17 protein-coding genes and 1 other RNA gene are annotated in these 18,026 nt (G+C 70.6%); 14 read left to right on the top strand and 4 right to left on the bottom strand.

The genetic code is table 11. The features are described 5' to 3' along the window. Positions 1–154: 154 nt before the first annotated feature. The gene (locus ACTWPW_RS46430; RefSeq protein WP_443172512.1) at positions 155–1,174 is read right to left on the bottom strand and encodes a hypothetical protein; all 1,020 of its coding nucleotides are present in this window, start codon (positions 1,172–1,174) and stop codon (positions 155–157) included. A 47-nt stretch (positions 1,175–1,221) separates the two neighbouring features. On the opposite strand from ACTWPW_RS46430, the gene prfB reads away from it, so the two are divergent. Beyond that, a complete protein-coding gene (gene prfB, locus ACTWPW_RS46425; RefSeq protein WP_375112856.1) occupies positions 1,222–2,337 on the top strand; it encodes a peptide chain release factor 2 in 1,116 nt (371 codons plus the stop codon). Between the two features lie 11 nt (positions 2,338–2,348). Here prfB and ACTWPW_RS46420 read toward each other — a convergent pair whose 3' ends face one another. Then, complete coding sequence (locus ACTWPW_RS46420) at positions 2,349–2,540, bottom strand: hypothetical protein (protein ID WP_375112857.1); 192 nt, start codon at positions 2,538–2,540, stop codon at positions 2,349–2,351. A gap of 202 nt (positions 2,541–2,742) precedes the next feature. Here ACTWPW_RS46420 and ftsE point away from each other — a divergent pair, with 202 nt between their 5' ends. From ftsE to ssrA, 5 genes are all read left to right on the top strand, one after another. Beyond that, entirely contained in the window at positions 2,743–3,432 is a 690-nt protein-coding gene (gene ftsE / locus ACTWPW_RS46415; protein ID WP_091079803.1) for a cell division ATP-binding protein FtsE, read from the top strand. 20 nt (positions 3,433–3,452) lie between these two features. Continuing rightward, positions 3,453–4,361 (top strand): permease-like cell division protein FtsX, encoded by a 909-nt coding sequence (gene ftsX, locus ACTWPW_RS46410; RefSeq protein ID WP_364119323.1) that lies wholly within the window; start codon positions 3,453–3,455, stop codon positions 4,359–4,361. 48 nt (positions 4,362–4,409) lie between these two features. After that, positions 4,410–4,877 (top strand): SsrA-binding protein SmpB, encoded by a 468-nt coding sequence (gene smpB / locus ACTWPW_RS46405; protein WP_364119320.1) that lies wholly within the window; start codon positions 4,410–4,412, stop codon positions 4,875–4,877. Between the two features lie 20 nt (positions 4,878–4,897). After that, on the top strand, positions 4,898–6,751 hold the full coding sequence (locus ACTWPW_RS46400) for a penicillin-binding transpeptidase domain-containing protein (protein WP_375112858.1): 1,854 nt from the start codon (positions 4,898–4,900) through the stop codon (positions 6,749–6,751). A 303-nt stretch (positions 6,752–7,054) separates the two neighbouring features. Continuing rightward, positions 7,055–7,438, top strand: a transfer-messenger RNA (tmRNA) gene (gene ssrA, locus ACTWPW_RS46395). Positions 7,439–7,573: 135 nt separating this feature from the next. Here ssrA and ACTWPW_RS46390 read toward each other — a convergent pair. Beyond that, the gene (locus ACTWPW_RS46390) at positions 7,574–8,446 is read right to left on the bottom strand and encodes a hypothetical protein (RefSeq protein WP_375112859.1); all 873 of its coding nucleotides are present in this window, start codon (positions 8,444–8,446) and stop codon (positions 7,574–7,576) included. A 224-nt stretch (positions 8,447–8,670) separates the two neighbouring features. Here ACTWPW_RS46390 and ACTWPW_RS46385 point away from each other — a divergent pair, with 224 nt between their 5' ends. The 5 genes from ACTWPW_RS46385 (at position 8,671) to ACTWPW_RS46365 (ending at position 13,909) form a co-directional block, all read left to right on the top strand. Next, entirely contained in the window at positions 8,671–9,564 is an 894-nt protein-coding gene (locus ACTWPW_RS46385; RefSeq protein ID WP_375112860.1) for a hypothetical protein, read from the top strand. After that, entirely contained in the window at positions 9,561–10,172 is a 612-nt protein-coding gene (locus ACTWPW_RS46380; protein ID WP_375112861.1) for a hypothetical protein, read from the top strand. The genes ACTWPW_RS46385 and ACTWPW_RS46380 overlap by 4 nt, the downstream gene beginning before the upstream one ends. A gap of 108 nt (positions 10,173–10,280) precedes the next feature. After that, a complete protein-coding gene (locus tag ACTWPW_RS46375) occupies positions 10,281–11,111 on the top strand; it encodes a phosphatidylinositol-specific phospholipase C/glycerophosphodiester phosphodiesterase family protein (protein ID WP_364119307.1) in 831 nt (276 codons plus the stop codon). 150 nt (positions 11,112–11,261) lie between these two features. Continuing rightward, complete coding sequence (locus ACTWPW_RS46370) at positions 11,262–12,746, top strand: hypothetical protein (RefSeq protein ID WP_443172511.1); 1,485 nt, start codon at positions 11,262–11,264, stop codon at positions 12,744–12,746. Next, positions 12,743–13,909, top strand: coding sequence for an ARPP-2 domain-containing protein (locus ACTWPW_RS46365; protein WP_443172510.1), 1,167 nt, complete (start codon positions 12,743–12,745; stop codon positions 13,907–13,909). The genes ACTWPW_RS46370 and ACTWPW_RS46365 overlap by 4 nt, the downstream gene beginning before the upstream one ends. On the opposite strand, the gene ACTWPW_RS46360 is transcribed toward ACTWPW_RS46365, so the two are convergent. Then, positions 13,854–14,261 carry a hypothetical protein gene (locus ACTWPW_RS46360; RefSeq protein WP_364119299.1) on the bottom strand — a complete coding sequence of 136 codons (408 nt, stop codon included), beginning with the start codon at positions 14,259–14,261 and terminating at the stop codon, positions 13,854–13,856. The genes ACTWPW_RS46365 and ACTWPW_RS46360 overlap by 56 nt on opposite strands. A gap of 99 nt (positions 14,262–14,360) precedes the next feature. On the opposite strand from ACTWPW_RS46360, the gene ACTWPW_RS46355 reads away from it, so the two are divergent. From ACTWPW_RS46355 to ACTWPW_RS46345, 3 genes are all read left to right on the top strand, one after another. Then, entirely contained in the window at positions 14,361–15,323 is a 963-nt protein-coding gene (locus ACTWPW_RS46355; protein WP_443172509.1) for a GlxA family transcriptional regulator, read from the top strand. A gap of 48 nt (positions 15,324–15,371) precedes the next feature. Next, a complete protein-coding gene (locus ACTWPW_RS46350) occupies positions 15,372–17,033 on the top strand; it encodes a protein kinase domain-containing protein (protein ID WP_443172508.1) in 1,662 nt (553 codons plus the stop codon). A 13-nt stretch (positions 17,034–17,046) separates the two neighbouring features. After that, positions 17,047–18,026 (top strand): BTAD domain-containing putative transcriptional regulator (locus tag ACTWPW_RS46345; RefSeq protein ID WP_443172507.1); only part of this gene is annotated, 980 nt, incomplete at its 3' end.

Raw genomic sequence — 18,026 nt, 5'->3', positions numbered from 1 at the left:
CCGGGGCCGGCCACCCGCCGACCCCGGCTCGCGTCTGTCCAGGGGAACGCCCGCTGACCGGTCAGTGGCGCGCCGCCGTTACGGAGCGCATCGCCGGCCGGGTTCCGTGGCACATGGAGCCCGGCGATTCCCCACCAAAGGCGACAGGGGTCGGTCACTGGCCGGAGGCGCGGGTCAGGGCGCCGTCGTGGGCGATGACCGGGGCGGCGGCGGGGGTGGTGAGCGGGGGGACCGCGGTGGCGTACTGGTGCGTCTCGATCAGCTTGAGCGTGCGGCGCAGCACCGGCGTGGTGATGGCCCAGCTGGCCTGCTCCGGCACCGGGATGTAGTCGTCCTCGGCCGTCTTGGTCGTCGTGGTCGTCGTGCGGGTCAGCGAGTATTGGATCAGCGCCCCGCCGTCCTCGGTGCGCAGCGCGTAGACCGGGTAGTTGTCGGCGCTGAAGATCGAGTCGTAGCTGAACCCGTCGTTCTTGGCCTTCTCCCGCTGCGAGGCGATCTGCTCGGCCACGTCGGTGGTGTAGGGCCCCGTCGCGAGCAGGCCGGCCGTGACCCCGGCCGTGCCCGTCTCGGCCACGCTGGCGTGCACGGGGCCGATGAACTGCGGGCTGATCGTGACGGTCTTGTCGTCGGGCGCCACGACCGAGGCGTAGCCCTCGGCGTCGAGCTTGATCTTCGGCAGCTCCTGCCCCGGCAGGAGCTCGGCCGCGGAGCTGAGCCGCCAGCGATCGGACTTGGTGAACGTCAGCAGCGCCGGCCGCCCGTCGCGCGTCACCAGCGCGCTGAACCAGGGCGCCTGCTCTCCCTGGGCGAACCTGGGCACGTAGAGCGTCGGCGCGCCCCATCGGAAGCGCGGCGGCGCGTAGCCGGTCGCCAGGAAGGCGGCCACGGCGATCTGCGACTGCCCGCCGGTGGTGACGTCGTTCTTGACCATGTCGAGCCGGCCCTCCAGGGGGCCCTTCACCCGCAGCGCGTCGTCGGTCGCGATGATCGCCGAGAACTCCTCGGCCGCCTCGGCCCGCGTGACGGCGGGCGGCGCGGGGGAGGGCGACGCGGTCGCGGAGGCCGCCGCGGCCGACCTGGTCGGCGCCGGTTGGGCATTGCCGGTGCAGGCGGTCACCGCGGCGAGCAGGCCGGCGGCGAGCGCCAGCACCCCTCGCCGACCGTATGCACGCACCTGGCCATGTTATTCGGGCCCGCGAGGGTCGCGTACCCTTGGGAGACGTGGCAGGCATCGATCCGGCAGAAGAGATCAACGAGCTCGCGGGCACGCTCCGCAGCATCCAGGACGTTCTCGACCTCGACGCTATGCGTAAGCAGATCGAGGAGCTGGAGCAGCAGGTTGCCGCCCCAGACCTGTGGGACGACCCTGAGCAGGCCCAGAAGGTCACCAGCAAGCTCTCCCACCTCCAGGGCGAGCTCAACCGTGTCGACGGCGTCGCGCGCCGTCTCGACGACCTGACGGTCCTCTACCAGCTCGCGGCCGAGGAAGGCGACGACGATACGCGCGCCGAGGCCGACAAGGAGCTCGAGTCCCTCAAGTCCGACATCGGCGCGCTGGAGGTGCGCACGCTGCTGTCGGGCGAATACGACGCCCGCGAGGCGCTCATCACGATCAACTCCCAGGCGGGCGGCGTCGACGCGGCCGACTGGGCGGAGATGCTGCTGCGGATGTATCTGCGGTGGGCCGAGCGCAAGGGCTACTCCACAGAGGTCTACGACACCTCCTACGCCGAGGAGGCCGGCATCAAGTCGGCCACCTTCACCGTCAAGACGCCCTACGCCTACGGCACGCTCCGGGGCGAGCACGGCACCCACCGGCTGGTCCGCATCAGCCCGTTCGACAACCAGGGGCGGCGGCAGACCTCGTTCGCCGGGGTGGACATCGTGCCGGTCGTCGAGCAGACCGACCACATCGACATCAACGAGGACGAGATCCGCGTCGACGTCTATCGCTCCAGCGGCCCCGGCGGCCAGGGCGTCAACACGACCGACTCGGCGGTGCGCATCACGCACCTCCCGTCCGGCATCGTGGTCTCCTGCCAGAACGAGCGCTCGCAGCTGCAGAACCGCGCCACGGCCATGAACGTCCTCCAGGCCAAGCTGCTCGAGCGCAAGCGGCAGGAGGAGGCGGAGAAGATGTCGGAGCTGCGGGGCGCGACCACCACGTCGTGGGGCACGCAGATCCGCAACTACGTGCTCCACCCCTACCAGATCGTGAAGGACCTGCGCACCGGCACCGAGGCGGGCAATCCGTCAGCCGTGCTCGACGGCGACATCGACGGGTTCATCGAGTCGGAGATCCGCTGGATGCGGCGGCAGGAGTCTGAGTCGGCCTAGTCCGCCTAGGCTCAGAGGCCGCCCAGGTGCTTGACCGCCAGTGTCAGGAAGAGCAGGGCCAGCAGGAGCAGGATGATGAGGGCGGGTGACAGCCCGGCGAAGCCGTGGTTGTGCATCCGCTCTCTGTTGGCGCGGCACAGGGCACAGCGGCCCTCGATCACGGGGTGGGCGCACTGCGCGCATACGAGGTGTTCACAACTCATGTCAGCCCCAAGTCTAGCCGCACAATCGTTTTGTTTCCGTTATGGACGTTCCATGCCAGTCTTCCCCCTAGACTGTCGTCTGGCCAATCGGAACGTCGATCATCAGTAAAGACGACGCCCCCGATCGGCCGGTGGCGGGAAGTGGGCATGTGCCACCCTCGCTTCCGTCCTGACCCCTAGACTGGCATGCCGTGATGCTCTCGTGATCCATTTCGATAATGTCACCAAGGTCTACGCGAACCAGAACCGGCCAGCCCTCGACCACGTATCCGTTGACGTGGACAAGGGTGAGTTCGTGTTCCTCGTCGGTCCCTCGGGATCAGGCAAGTCCACGTTCCTGCGCCTGATCCTGAAAGAGGAGCGGCCCAACTCCGGCGCCATCCACGTCGCCGGCAAGGACCTGGCCCGCCTCTCCAACTTCAAGGTGCCGCACCTGCGCCGCCGCATCGGCTGCGTGTTCCAGGACTTCAGGCTGCTCCCGAACAAGAACGTCTACGAGAACGTGGCGTTCGCCCTCGAGGTCATCGGTAAGCCCCGGCGGTTCATCCGCAAGGTGGTGCCCGAGGTCATCGAGCTGGTCGGCCTGGAAGGCAAGGCCCACCGCATGCCCGACGAGCTGTCCGGCGGCGAGCAGCAGCGCGTCGCCATGGCCCGCGCGTTCGTCAACCGGCCGATGATCCTGCTGGCCGACGAGCCCACGGGCAACATCGACCCCGCGACGAGCATCGGCATCATGAAGGTGCTCGACCGCATCAACAGGACTGGCACCACGGTCGTCATGGCCACGCACGACGCGGCCATCGTCGACTCCATGCGCAAGCGTGTGGTGGAGCTGGAGGACGGCAAGATCGTCCGTGACCAGTCGCGTGGCGTGTACGGCCAGGCGTACTGACAGGGAGCTGCAGACACAACATGCGGGCGAATTTCATCTTCTCCGAGGTCTGGATCGGCCTCCGTCGCAACCTGACCATGACCATCGCCGTGATCATCACCGTGGCGGTCGGCATGGCGATGCTGGGCGTCGGCCTGATGATCAACAGCCAGGTCGGGCTGATGAAGGGCTACTGGGACGACAAGGTCGAGATCTCGGTCTTCCTCTGTAAAAAGGGGACGGCCATGCCGGCCTGCAACGGCAAGGCGATCACGCCCGCGCAGACCAAGGCGCTCCAGGAGCACATCACCAACACCCAGGGTGTCAAGGAAGTGTTCTTCGAGGACGAGACGACTGCCTACGAGAACTTCAAGCAGTCCTTCTCCTCCAACAAGGCCCTCGTGGACGCCACCAAGGTCGAGGACCTGCCGCAGTCGTTCCGGATCAAGCTCGAAGATCCGGACAACTACCAGCCCGTTATCCAGGCCGTCACGGGTCAGCCCGGCGTCGCCCAGGTGATGGACCAGAAGCAGCTCATCGCCCCGTTCTTCAGCCTGCTGGACACGCTCGCGATCGCCGCCCTCACCGTGGCCATCGTCCTGGTCCTGGCCGCGGCCCTGCTGATCGGTAACACGGTCCGGCTGTCGGCGTTCAACCGGCGCCGGGAAACGGGCATCATGCGGCTGGTCGGCGCGTCCAACCTCTACATCCAGCTGCCCTTCGTGATGGAAGGCGTCATCGCCGGTCTCGTCGGCGGCGTGTTCGCCGCGGTCATCCTGATCATGGCGAAGGTCTTCCTGTTCGACGAGGTCGTCAGCTTCTTCGGCGACGCCACCGCCGCGCTCGGCTGGAACGACCTGGCCCAGACGATCACGCTCACCATGATCATCGGTGTCGTGATCTGTATTCTGGCCTCGTTCGTGACGCTGCGCCGCTACCTCAGGGTCTAGCCGTGCGCATGGGTCGTCATCGTCCCTGTCGCCGGTAAAGTCAGAAGCATGCCACGTGAGACCGGGCGGAAGGTCATCGCCCAGAACAAACGTGCTCGGCACGACTACCACGTCGAGGACACTTTCGAGGCGGGTCTCGTGCTGCAGGGCACCGAGGTGAAGTCGCTACGCGAGGGCCGCGCCTCGCTCGTCGACGGCTACGCCAGCATCGACGGGAACGAAGCGTGGCTGCTCAACGTCCACATCCCCGAATACTCGCAGGGGACGTGGACCAACCACGCGGCGCGGCGCAAGCGCAAGCTGCTGCTGCACCGCAAGGAGATCGAGAAGCTCGCCGCCAAGACGAAGGAGGGCGGGCTCACGATCGTGCCGCTGGTCCTCTACTTCAAGGACGGCAGGGCCAAGGTCGAGATCGGCCTGGCCCGAGGCAAGAAAGACTGGGACAAGCGGCAGTCGCTGGCGGAGCAGCAGGCCAAGCGTGAGATGGCCCGGGCTCTGCGCCAGCGCAACCGATGAGAGCGGCGGCACCCTGACCGATGAGACGCGCCCGCCGCATTCTGGCCGCGACCGCCACCCTGGCGGTCGCGAGCACCACGCTGACCGGCTGCTTCGAGGAGCCCTCGCCGCACGACGCGGTGCGCGACTTCCTCGTGGGCTGGCAGTCGGAGGACTACGACCTGGCCGCCGGCCGCACCGACGGCGACCTGGCGACGGTGCGCAAGGCCCTGGCCGACGCCAAGCTCGAGCTCGACGCGGCCTCGTTCCGCTTCAAGATCACTAGCGTGGGCGTGACCGGCGACGAGTCCAAGGCCAACTTCCACGCCGAGGTGGACCTGGGGGAGAACAACCCCCTGTGGGAATACGACGGGGTGCTGCCACTGCACCTGGTCGACGGGGTGTGGAAGGTCCGCTGGTCGCCGTCCGTGCTGCATCCGCAGCTCAAGGAGGGGCAGCGCTTCGCGGTCGCCACCGACCCCAAGCCGCGCATGCCGGTGGTCGACAGGACCGGCGACGCGCTGCAGACCGACACCGTCCTCTACGTCGCCGGCGTCGTCCCCGGCAGGCTGGGCGACCAGGCCGAAGAGGTGGTCGCGCAGCTGTCCGAGGTCACCGGCTACGCCCAGGACCGGCTGCTGAGCCGCGTCAGGTCGTCGCCGCCCGACACGTTCGTGCAGCTGGTGACGTTCGGGCGGTCGCGCTACCAGTCGATGCGGGCGAAGCTCGACGCCATCGACGGCATCGAGGTCAACCCGCAGAACCAGCCGGTCAATCCCGACGCGCCCCGGCAGATCGTGGGCAGCGTCAGCGCGCTGACCCCGGAGACCGAGCAGAAGCTCGGCGGGCCGCAGCGGGCCGGTGACTCGGTGGGCAAGAGCGGGCTGCAGCAGGCCTACCAGGACTATCTGACCGGCTCCACGGCGACCAAGGTCATCACGCTCGACCTCAAGACCGGCCAGGAGGTCACCAAGCTCAAGGAGTGGCCGGGCCGGCAGAACGTCTCGGTGAAGACCACGATCGACCGGGGCGCCCAGGCGGCGGCCGAGCAGGCGGTGGCCGACACGGAGACGAGCGCGCTGGTGGCGGTGCAGCGCGACACCGGCGAGATCCTCGCGGTCGGCGCCAAGGGCCTGCACCAGGAGCGCGACGCGCTGGCCGGCAAGTTCCCGGCCGGGACGGCGTTCTCGATCGTGGCCGCGGACGCGCTGCTCAGGGAGGGCGTGAGCACCAAGCAGCGGCTGGCCTGCCCGCAGGAGCGGACGGTTGGCGGGGCCAAGTTCGTGCACACCAGCCAGTCCACCGCCACGACGTCGGCCACGTTCCAGGACAACTTCGCCAAGGGCTGCGTGACCGCGCTGGCCTCGCTGGCCCGCCGCGTCACGGCCGACGACCTGGCCAAGAGCGCCAAGGCGTTCGGCGTGGGGCAGCCGTGGCGGCTGCCGCTCAAGTCGTTCAGCGGCTCGCTCCCGCAGCTGGCCAGCGACGCCGACAAGGCCAAGGCCATCGCGGGCCAGAACGTCGAGGTGAGCCCGCTCAGCATGGCGCTGGTGGCCGCGACGGTCGCCTCGGGCACCTGGCGCCCGCCCGTGCTGGTGACCGACCCCAAGTCGCCCGACCCGGCGGCCCAGTCCACGCCGGCCACCCAGCCGGCCCCGGTGGCCATGAGCCCGGAGGTCCGCACCGCGCTGACGGCGATGATGCGGGCCGGTGCCGTCGGCACGCCCGCCCAGGCGGGCAAGGGCACCGTCTACGGCGTCACGGCGACGGCGGGCAACCAGCAGAGCTGGTTCGTCGGCTGGCAGGGCGACGTGGCGATCGCGGTCCTGGCGAAGAACTACAACGCCGGAGCCGTGGCGGGGAGCTTCTTCGCGGGCCTGGGCAACGCATCGTGAAATTGTCGCGACGCTGAGCAACCATCCGGACCTCCGGTTGCGTCTTACTCAATGACTGGGCCCGCTCGGGGGGTTGCGGTTCCAGTCGCCGTGATGAGATCAGGACTTCATCTCGGGGGAAGTCCTGCCGTCCGGACCGGCTCGACCCTGCCGGTCGGCCCCCGGGAGCGCGTGCTGCTGTGCCGCGCTCCCGGGGGTTTCGCCACGTCCGGCCACGGGGAATTAAGTTGGCGTTGAGGGCGTTGTCCCGTGTACATTCATGTTGCTCTTCCCCTCTCGGGGGGAGGGGTTGACAACTGCACAGGGGGTGACTGGCTTCGACTTTGACCTTGCATTTCAGGTGAAGCGGGCCGAGGACTGCGGACATAACCTCGTTAATCCTGTGACCGCAAACAACAAGTGCCAATTCCAAGAGCACTGTGGCGGCCAGGTCTGACCTGGCCCTCGCTGCCTAAGTAGCGAAACCACTGTCAGCCCGGGAGTGCCTTCGGCCCGGGGTCTGGCATCGCTAGAAGGCTCAACCGTTCGACCCGGCCACGGGGAAGATCGGGAAACTAAACAGTGGCTGAGCCCGTCGGCGACTCGCCTGCGTGATCGCCGGGGCTGAGAAAAACACAGCAGGCTGCGCCCGGAGAAGCCCTGACTTGGGGTTGAAGGACGCGGGTTCGATTCCCGCCACCTCCACCAACAGCGGCGGTGTCCATGTGGACACCGCCGTTTTTGCGTTGCGGCGCGCGTGCGCGGTCCCCGCTGACCTGCACTATCGTGGTGCTGAGTCCGGCACACTGATCCTGTGCCGGACTCAGCACCCGATGGCCCGATCTAGCCCTTGCGCCAGATCGCCGCGAAGACGCCGCCTTCGGTGTCCAGGATCGCCGGACGATAGCCCAGCACCTTCATCTGCGTGGCCTTGGCCGCGTAGGCCAGGCGCGACAGGTTCAGATATTCCTTGCCGGCCGTGCCCGTCCTGCTCCACACGGTGGTGTAGAGCTTGCCGGGCTCGACGGCCATGAGCACCGGGTGCAGGCCCTGCTTCGCCTTCGCGAGGAGCTCCTGCCCGCGCTGCTCCACGGTCTGCCCCAGGGTCACCTGTACGGTGCCCGTGGCGGCTCCCACGATCCAGACGGCCGCGTAGAGCGGCTTCTCGACCGTGCCGTACACGTCGAGGGACGCGAGGCTGTAGCCGGCGGCGGTGAGCTCGGCGTTGACCTTCGTGAAGGTCTCCTTGGTCAGGCTGAGCTCCGACTTGGCGAGCCCCTTGACCTGCTCGAAGACCACGGCGAAGACGGCGTTCGCGCCCGTCCCGGTGCCGGTGATCATCGCGGGCCGGAAGCCGGCCTTGAGCTGCTCGGCGACGGTCTTCTGCAGGTTGGTGGCCGAGAGGCCCTGAAGGACGTTCACCTTGCGGGTGGTGTCCTTGACCCACACGGACGAGTACTGCGGGTTGGCCGCGTTCGTCACGCTCAGCGCGGCGGGAACGTAGCCCTTGCCGAGAAGCTGCTTGACCTTCTGCAGCAGCTGCGTGCCACTGAGCGCGTCAAGGCTGAGCCAGTCCAGCGGCAGGTTGTGGTTGGTGGTGTGGATTGCGGTGGTCTTGGCGGGTTCTGCGACCGCCGGGGAGGCGATGGCCAGCAGGGGAGCGGTGGCCGCGGCGAGTGCCGTGGTGAGGGCGACCATCCTCTGTGAGCGCCTCATGATCCTCCTAGGGGGTTAAAGGTTGTCCTGATTTTTGGACAAGTAGGGACCATAACAGAGGATGAGGGACAGTTGACCAACCGTCACTGAGATCGCAACGTTCCTGTGTCAGGAGCCCCCGGCGTTACGCGGCGAGAGGTTTCATGCCCAGAGTGTGACCGTAGGCGCCATACATGTGCTTAGGTATTGCTTTGACATTTCTTGTGGCGGAGTGGGGTTGAAGGGTGTCAAGGTACGACTGGCGTCACTCGGTGTTCGCGCCCGTGGTCGCGCTGCTGGTGTCCGCCGTGCTGCTGCTGGCCGGGGCGGTGGAGGCGGTGCTCGAGTTCGTGGGCGCGACGACGGCGCCCGTGGCCGCGGAGCTCGTGGTGACGCTCGTGATCGCGGTGTTCCTGACCACCGTGCTCAGGATCGTCAGGGCCGTACCTGACATCCGGCGGGAGAGCGCCGCGACGGCGCGGGCCGTGGCGAACGTCGGCGGGGTCGACCCGGACGGGGACACGCTGGTGGCGCGGCGGCTCAAGCTGTTCAAGGAGGCCGCCGAGGCCGGGAACGACTGCGAGTCGGTGCTGAGCGCCCGCTCGGCGCTGGACGAGAGCGAGATGGCCAACCGGCACCACCTCGACCACGCGCTCATCTGGGCCCTGCCGGTCTTCGGGTTCATCGGCACCGCGCTGACCATGGCCGCGATGGTGGGCTCGTTCTCGAACGCGCTGGACAGCCGGGGCGACCCCGGTGTGCTGATCACCGCGCTCAAGCAGCACGTGCTGCCCGAGTTGGCCTCCGCGTTCGGCGTCACCATGATCGCACTGTTCCTGAGCGTGCTCGCCTTCGGCGCGATGGCCCTGGTCGAGCGGGCGGAGCGGGCCGCCGTGGTGGCCGCCGACGAGGTGTTCCTGATCTACATCGCGCGCCTTCCCGCGCGGCAGGCGGGGCCCGTCGCGCAGGGGCTCACGCGGGAGCTGGCGCACGTGCAGGGGCTCACGCAGGAGCTGGCGCTGTCGAGGGACCGGACGGAGGAGCTGGTCAAGGGTCTGGACGCGCTGCGTACGGCGATGGATCGGCTGAGCGCCGCCGAGAGCCGGCCGCAGAAGTACACCCTGGTGAGGGAGTCGTGAGGAGGCGGCCCCCCAGGTCGTTCGCGCCACCGCTCGACCTGCGTTTCATCGACCTGTTCATGGCCATCGTGCTGGCGCTGTCCTTCGTGGCGATCATGCTGACGGTGGTGGCGCGGATGTTGCCGACCGAGGACGCCGCGCCACCCGCGCAGCGGCAGAAGAGCGTGGCCCAGCTGGAGCGCCGGCTGGACGCCGCCGTACGGGCGCAGCGGCAGGCCGAGGCCGAGCTGCGTGCCACGCGGGAGCAGATCGCCGACCAGACCGCGTTCGCCCTGCCCTGGTGGCTGATCGGCTTCTGCGCGCTGCTCGGCGTGCTGGCCGTGTTCATGAACTGGCGGGTGCGGCTGTGGAACAAGGGCAGCCTGCCGCGGCTGCGCAGCTGGCTGATGGTCACGGTGGTGGTGGCGGTGGTCACGGTGGTGATCAGGTCCCTGAGCGACGGCCAGGGCTACCTGCTGCTGGCCGAGATCCCCTGGTGGGCCGCCGACGTCCTCTGCCTGGGGCTGCTGCTGGTCGCGCACGTGCTGATCTCCGACATCCGCGACCGGCGGGCCGCGCTGGGCCGGATCAGGACCCGGTCCGTACGCCCTCCGGTGCCGGAACGGTGACCCGCCGGGCGAGCCGGGCACGTCGGCTGTTCAGCGGAACGTCACTCCTGTCACACTTTTCCCCCATAGCGTGGCACGCGTCCTGAATATCCCCCTTAAGGAGATGCGATGTTGCGTCGCGCCATGGGTGTGCTGGTCGCCGCCGGAGCCCTGCTCCTGACGGCCGTTCCCGCCTCGGCGGCCGTCCAGCCCCTTCCCCGTGCCCACGCGCACAACGACTACGAGCACGAGCGCCCGCTCCTGGACGCCCTAGACCACGGGTTCACCAGCGTCGAGGCCGACATCTACCTCGTGGACGGCGAGCTGCGCGTCGGGCACGACCCCGAGGACCTGCGGCCCGGACGTACGCTGCAGTCGCTCTACCTCGACCCGCTGGCCCGGCTCGTACGGCATGGGAGCGTCTTCCCCGGCAGCCGTCAGCAGCTCCAGCTCCTGGTCGACATCAAGAACAACGGCGCCGCCACCTACACCGAGCTGGACAAGGTGCTGCGGACCTACCGCAAGCTGCTCACCACCTACCACAAGGGCAAGGTCAAGCCCGGGGCGGTGACCGTGGTGATCAGCGGCGACCGGCCGCGCGACCTCATGGCGGCCCAGGAGCGGCGCTACGCCTTCTACGACGGCCGCATGGCCGACCTGGGCCAGGGCAACCCCGGCCTGATCCCGCTGATCAGCGACAACTGGACGAACCACTTCACCTGGACCGGCACGGGCGAGATGCCGGCCGCCGAGCGGGACAAGCTGCGGCAGATCGTGGCGACCGCGCACCGTGACGGTCAGCGGGTGCGCTTCTGGGCCACCCCCGACGTGGCCGGGCCGGCCAGGGACGCGCTGTGGCGGGAGCTGGTCGCGGCGGACGTCGACCACATCAACACCGACGACCTGGCGGGGCTGGAGCAGTTCCTGCGGGCGAACGACCGCGGGCGCGCCGCCGCGTAAATCTTGTCGCGTGGGGGTGAACGCCCCGGTAAGGTCCGGAACCAGACTGGCCGCGGGACTCCGGTACGACTTCCGGAAACCGCCTTGAAAGCGATGCTTCGCAGCTCGTGCCCCCATTCCCCGGCCAGTCCCCGACCCCCGGGGGAGCCGATGGAGACCTACGCGGACCTGATCGAGTGCGAGGACCTGCTGCTCTTCGCGAACGCGGCGATCACCTCGACCGGCCAGCGCGAGTTCCACAGCGCGGCCGGCGAGCAGCGGCTCTCCCTCGGTTTCCTGCACAGCTACATCCACGGCAACTACCCCGACCTGTACGCCGCGACGCTGGCGCTCGACATCAACGACCACAACGCAGCCCTGATCATCGCCAACCTGCTCAGGCAGAAGGGCGGCACGGACGACGGGCGGCTGATCGCGTGGCGGCTGGGGCGGATGAGCCCGCCCCGGGCCTACCGGCTCTTCGAGCGGCTGCGGCGTGACGGCGTCAACAACCGGCGCACCCGGGCGCTGATCCGCGACTGGCTCGCCGGGCGGCCCGACCTGGCCTTCGACGCGGTGAAGTACCGGGCGGCGGTGAAGTCGGCGGTGCGGCACGCGCACCTGCGCCCGGCGGGCGAACTGGGGGACTTCCTGTTCGCGCCGTTCAGCCGGGCCCGGTACGACACGCCCGTCCTGGAGGCGTGGCGGCGGGCGCACTACGACAAGCGCGCCCTTTACGAGCTGCCGTACACGGTCGCCGAGGGCTTCGCCGCCCGGCACGGCATCAGCCGGGAGATCTTCCTCGAGGGCATCGCGCCCAGGCTGACCCGGCTGGAGCGGCTGCGGCTGGCGGACTCGGCGGAGCGCGACGGTGTCCGCACCGAGGCGGACCTGGCCGCGCTGCCGCTGGTCAGGGTGGCTTCGTACGTGCTGTCGCTGGCTGCCGGGGTGCGGGCGCTTCGGCGGGCCGAACTGGACGCGGCGCTGCGGGCCGCGGCGGCTCGGGCGGCCGGGGCGCGGACCGGCACCTGGGGGAACGTGGCGGCGGTGCTGGACGACAGCTTCTCCTCGTTCGGCTCGCCGGTGAAACGCCGGCGGCCGCTCGCGGTCGCGCTGGCCTGCCACTACCTGCTGAAGGCGCTGGCCGGCCGCTATCGCGGGCTGTGGTTGTCGCGTGGCGCGGATCCGCTCCAGGCGCGGCCGACCGGGCCCACGCCGCTGGGGAGCCGGATCATCGACGCCCTCGACGAGCGCCCCGACCTGCTGGTCATCGTCTCCGACGGCTGGGACAACGCGCCGCCCGGGCTGGCGGCCGAGGTGCTGCGCGTCTGGCGGCGCAAGCTCGACCCCGCGGGCGAGGTCGGCATCGTGCACGTGAACCCGGTCTACGACGCCGGGCAGTTCGACGTGCGGCGGCTGTCGCCGATGGTGCCGACGGCCGGCATCCGCGACGCGGAGGACCTGCCGGCGCTGGTGGAGCTGGCCAGGTTCGCGGAGGGGCGGACCGGGCTCGGGGAGTTGCGGGCCTACCTGGCGGACCGCGCGGTCCCGGCTGATCAGGCGGCTCGGGCGGCTCGGGCGGCTGGGAAGGCTCGGCCGGATCAGGTGGAGGCGCGGGTGGATCGGGCGGACGGGGTGGATCGGGTGGTGGGATGATGATCGACCTCGCCGGGCTGGACACGCGGCCCGCGCAGACCTGGGGCGCGATGCGGCTGGTGCCGCTCGTGCGCCGCGAGCCCGTCGAGGACCTGCGGCTGCACGCCAAGGTGTACGGCGACGAGGTGTCCGTGGTGTCCCTGCCGGACCGCACGTACTACATCGCGTACGTGCCGCACGCCTTCGTCGCGTCGTGGACCGGCGACGGAACCCCCACGGCGGCGTACGGCACCCAGCTCGGGGAACCGCTGCGGCACATGTGCGTCAGGACGCGGCGCCGGATGGCCCGCCGGGTGGACCGGAACCGGCTCCGGTTCCTGCCGCTGCACCTGGCCGTGGAGGGCTTCCTCGCGTTGCACTTCGGCGGGCCCGAGATCGCGTGGGAGGAATGGTCGCGGCGGGCGATCGCGCACGGCCTGTCCCCGTGGGCCGAGGACGCCTACACGGGTGCCGAGGTGCGCGGGCTGGACGACGCGCTCAAGGTGTTCGAGATCTACCCGGGGCAGTGCGGGCTGCTTCTCTACACCGGTGACACGCTGGCCAGCGCCTTCGTGGTGCCGCATCCGGAGGACTACCGGGCGCTGCACCCGATGCTCATCCGCGACCTGTACGGCGAGCTGGTCCACGAGTACGCCCTCTTCTACCCCGCCAGGGACTTCCCCGCAGTGATCGACGAGACGGAGGTCTCCTCGCTGTCCGACCTGCGGGCCCAGGCCGAGCGCCAGGAGCGGGAGTGGGCCGGGTTCCACGACTCGGTGATGGCGGCCGGGCTCCTCCGCGCCCCCGCGCGGGTGGAGGAGGTCTACCGGATGGGTCGGTACACGCTGAGCCGCTTCCTGCCGTCGTTCGAGCGGAAGAGCGAGAACCACATCGGGGAGACGATCACTGACGGGGACGGGCGGCTGGCGTACCTGAAGACGTTCCGGCTGTCGGAGGCACAAAGCCGGCGTGGCCACCTGCTGAGCGAGCTGGCCGCGAACGGCTGGAGCCTGCCGGACACCGCCGCCGCTCTCCGGACCAGCGTGCCCCAGCTGGGGGTGCGGCTGGAGCGGGCCGGGTTCGGGTACCTGCTGCGGCAGGACGTGCTCGACGGCTACCGCAAGGCGCTCAGTGAGCGCACCCGGCGTACTCGTCGAGACGGCGCAGCATCGCCACCAGCATGAGCGGGAACATGGCCACGTGGGAGACGATCATCAGCCCGCCGCCGTCGATGACCCCCAGCCACAGCAGGGGGAAGAGCGGCACGACGGGCGCGAACATGACCGCGCACATCTCCAGCGTCGGGGCCCAGCCGTGGCCGCGGAAGCGCATCCACGCGGCCATGCCGACGGACATGTTGAAGGCCATCGAGAGATACCAGAGCTCCGGCTGCTCGGCGTGGGAGACGCCGAGGCCGACGGCGGACTGGAGCGCGCCGAGCGCGAACATCCCGACGAACATCGCGATGATCATCTCGACGTAGTGGAGGGCGAACCTGCCCCAGCGGCGACCGGTGTTCGTGGTTGTCGTTGTCATGCTCCGACTGTGTCGGGGCGGGCCGCGGGGAGCCAAGGGAGTCGGCCGAGGAGGTCCGGAAACTTGGGTTCTGCGTCCTTCGACCCTACAGTCGGTGGCATGGATGTGCGGCGGGTCGTGGTGGTGGCGTACGAGGCGGCGGAACTGCTCGACATCGCCTGCGTCACCACGACGCTGGAGAGCGCCAACTGGCACGGCGCGCAACCGTACTACGAATACCGCGTGGCGACCCCCGGAGGCCACCCCATCACCACGGGCACCGCGCTGATCCTGGAGGCCCAGCTCGCCCTGGAGCGGGTCACCGGGCCGCTCGACACGCTGCTGGTGTCGGGCGGCATCGGCCACGAGGACGCCGCCGACAACCCGCTGGTGGTCGGCCACGTGCGCCGGCTGGCCCGGGAGAGCCGGCGGGTGGCGTCCGTCTGCACGGGATCGTACGTGCTCGCCGCCGCCGGCCTGCTCGACGGGCGGCGCGCCACGACGCACTGGAACCTGGCGCAGACGATGGCCGCCCGCTACCCCGACGTCGTCGTGGACCCCGACCCGATCTTCATCCGCGACGGCAACGTCGCCACGTCCGCGGGGATCACCGCGGCCCTCGACCTCACGCTGGCCTTCGTCGAGGAGGACAACGGCACCGAGCTGGCCAGGGCCGTGGCCCGGAACATGGTCACCTACCTGCAGCGGCCCGGCAACCAGGCGCAGATGAGCATGTTCGTCAGCGCGCCCTCGCCGGCGAACAGCCTGGTCAAGCGCACCCTGGAATACATCGGCGCCCACCTGCGCGACGACCTGAGCACCTCCGCGCTGGCCACGGAGGCGGGCGTCAGCGAGCGGCACCTGACCCGGCTGTTCCTCAAGCACCTGGGGCAGACGCCCGGCCGCTACGTCCGGCAGGCCCGCACCGAGGCCGCCGCCCACCTGCTGGCCTCCACCTCGTTACCGATGGCGGCGGTGGCGGTGCGCTGCGGGTTCGGCACGGCGGAGACGCTGCGGCAGGCGTTCATCGACCGGTACGGCATCCCGCCCTCCCGTTACCGCCTCACGCAGGCGGCCGGGTGAACCGGTTGGTCTGATGGGACATGCCGCGATCTGGCTAATGTGTCTGCGATGAACGGTGACCGGGTCATTGGCGGGTACGCGCTGCGGCGCCTGCTCGGCCGGGGCGGCATGGGCGAGGTGCACCTCGCGACCACGCGCACCGGCGGGCTGGCCGCGGTCAAGCTCATCCACCCGGCGCTGGCCCGGGATCCGGCGTTCGGGCGGCGGTTCGAGCGGGAGGTGGCGGCGGCCCGGCGGGTGGCCAGGTTCTGCACGGCGCCGGTGCTCGACGCCGGGATCGACGGGGGTGTCGCCTACCTGGTCACCGAGTACGTCAAGGGGCCCGACCTGGCCCAGGCCGTACGCGAGCAGGGGCCCCTGTCGGGCGGGAACCTGGAGGCGCTGGCGGTGGGCATCGCGACCGCGCTGAGCGCCATCCACGGCGCCGGCGTGATCCACCGCGACCTGAAACCCTCCAACGTGCTGCTCTCGCCGCTCGGGCCCCGGGTGATCGACTTCGGCATCGCGCAGCTCGTGGACCACGACAGCCTGGCCAGCCAGGCGATCCTGGGGACGCCCGCGTTCATGGCGCCCGAGCAGGTGCGCGGGGAGCCGCTCACGCCCGCCGCCGACGTGTTCGCGTGGGGCGGCGTGATCGCCTTCGCGGGGACGGGGCGGCTGCCTTTCGGCGGCGGGGCGCCGGGCGAGGTGCTGTACCGGATCGCGCAGGAGGCGCCCTGGCTGGACGGGCTGGACGAGGGGATCCGGGGAGTGGTGGAACGGGCGCTGGCCAAGGATCCCCGGGCGCGGCCGACGGCCCACGAGCTGCTGGGGGAGCTGGTGGGCGGCACCCGCCTGGCGGCGGCCACCGAGGTGGTGGAACGCACGTGGACGGGCACCATCACAGCCGACCTGCGTCCCGGCGGCGCCGCCCCGGAACCGCGTCCCGGCGAGCCCGGGGCCATCCCCTCGAACCCGCGTCCCGGTCGGCCCGGTGCCGCTGCTCCGAGCCGGCATCCTGGCGAGGCCGGGGACGGACCGCCGGGTGTGGGTGTGCAGGAGGCCGGGGCGGGAGCCGGTGCGGTGCGGCGTGGGCGGCGGTGGCCGTGGGTGGTAGGGGGTGCCGTGCTGGTGGTCGCCGTGGTCGCGGCCGTCACGGTGCCGGTGCTCTCGCAGGAGACCTGGCCGTACGAGGCGGGTTTCGGCGACTCCTGGTCCGTCGGCGCGTCCGGCGGCGGTGACGCGCGCCTGGACGGCTCCGGCTACGAGCTCACCGTCAAGCAGGGCTGGCGGCTGTGGAAGTCGGCCCCGGTGCGGGAGCCGGAGGAGGGCGTGATCGTCAGCGCGAAGGCCACCCTGGAGGAGGGCGCCGGGGAGTACGGTGTGTGGTGCCACGGCTCGGCGAGCTCCGGAGATCGTTACGAGTTCGGGGTGAGCGGCGCGGGCCAGGTCTCGATCGTCAAGCGCCGTACGGGCACCGGGGGCAAGGCCCTGTACGGCCCGGCGGACGCGCCGAGGACGGCCGCCAACCGCATCGTCGCGGAGTGCGGCCAGAGCGGTCAGGGGGTGCGCCTACGCATGTGGCTGAACGAACGCCTGGTCGCCGAGGTGTCCGACACCGACGCCCCCTACGGACCCGATCGGGCGGGGGTGCACGCGGCCTCGGGCACGGGTGAGCCCATCCGCGTCCGCTTCGAGTCCTTCGCCGTCAGACCGGCGACCGGCGCGTGAGGCCGGCGAGCCGGTGAACGTGCGATTCGGCGTCCTCGGACCGCTGCGGATCGACGGCGGGCAGGCACCCGGCCCGGCCAAGCACCGTACGTTGCTGGCCGCGCTGCTGCTGTCCGCCCGCGAGCAGGTGCCGGTCGACCGGCTGCTGTCCGTGGTGTGGGACGACCGGCCGCCGGCGTCGGCGGAGTCGGTGCTCAGGGTGTACGTCAGCGCGTTGCGCAAGGTCGTGGACGGGATCCGTACCGTGCCCGGCGGTTACCTGCTCGACGTGGAGCGGGAAGACGTGGACTGCCACCGGTTCGAGCGGCTGGTCGCCGAGGCGCGGCGGGCGCGGGCGGCGGGCCGGGTGGCGGAGGCGGCCGACGGGTTCAGGGCGGCGCTGGGGTTGTGGCGGGGGCGGGCGCTGGCCGACGTCGAGTCGTCGGCGCTGCTCCGGGCGCACGGCGTACCGCTGGAGGAGCTGCGCCTGACCGCGCAGGAGGAGCGGGTGGAGCTCGACCTGCAGCTGGGCCGGGGCGCGGAGGTGGTCGGCGAGCTGCGGGCGCTGGTCGGGGCGCACCCGCTGCGCGAACGTGCCTGGGTACGCCTCATCGAGGCCCTGCACCAGGCCGGGCGCAGGTCGGAGGCGCTCGGGGCCTATCAGGAGGCGCGGCGGACGCTGGTCGAGGAGCTCGGGCTGGAGCCGGGGGCCGAGCTGGCGGCCGCCCACCAGCGGGTGTTGGACGGGACGGGCGGGCGGGTTTCGCCGGTTGACGAGCTGCCGCCCGACATTTCCGACTTTGCCGGGCGGCGGCCGGTGCTCGACTGGATCGCCGGGATGGCCGGTGAGCGCGCCTCCGCGCCCGTACACCTGGTCCTGCACGGCCCGCCGGGCTGCGGGAAGTCCGCCCTCGCCGTGCACGCCGCCACCGCGCTCGAACGCCCCGACGGCCGCCTGTACGCCTCCCTCGGGGCCCGGCCGCCGGGCGCCGTGCTCGAAGATCTGCTGCGCTC

Source organism: Nonomuraea sp. KM90 (assembly GCF_052246675.1).
Lineage (GTDB): Bacteria > Actinomycetota > Actinomycetes > Streptosporangiales > Streptosporangiaceae > Nonomuraea.
The sequence above is the reverse complement of the archived record's forward strand: the minus strand, read 5'-3'. Positions and strand labels throughout refer to the sequence as shown.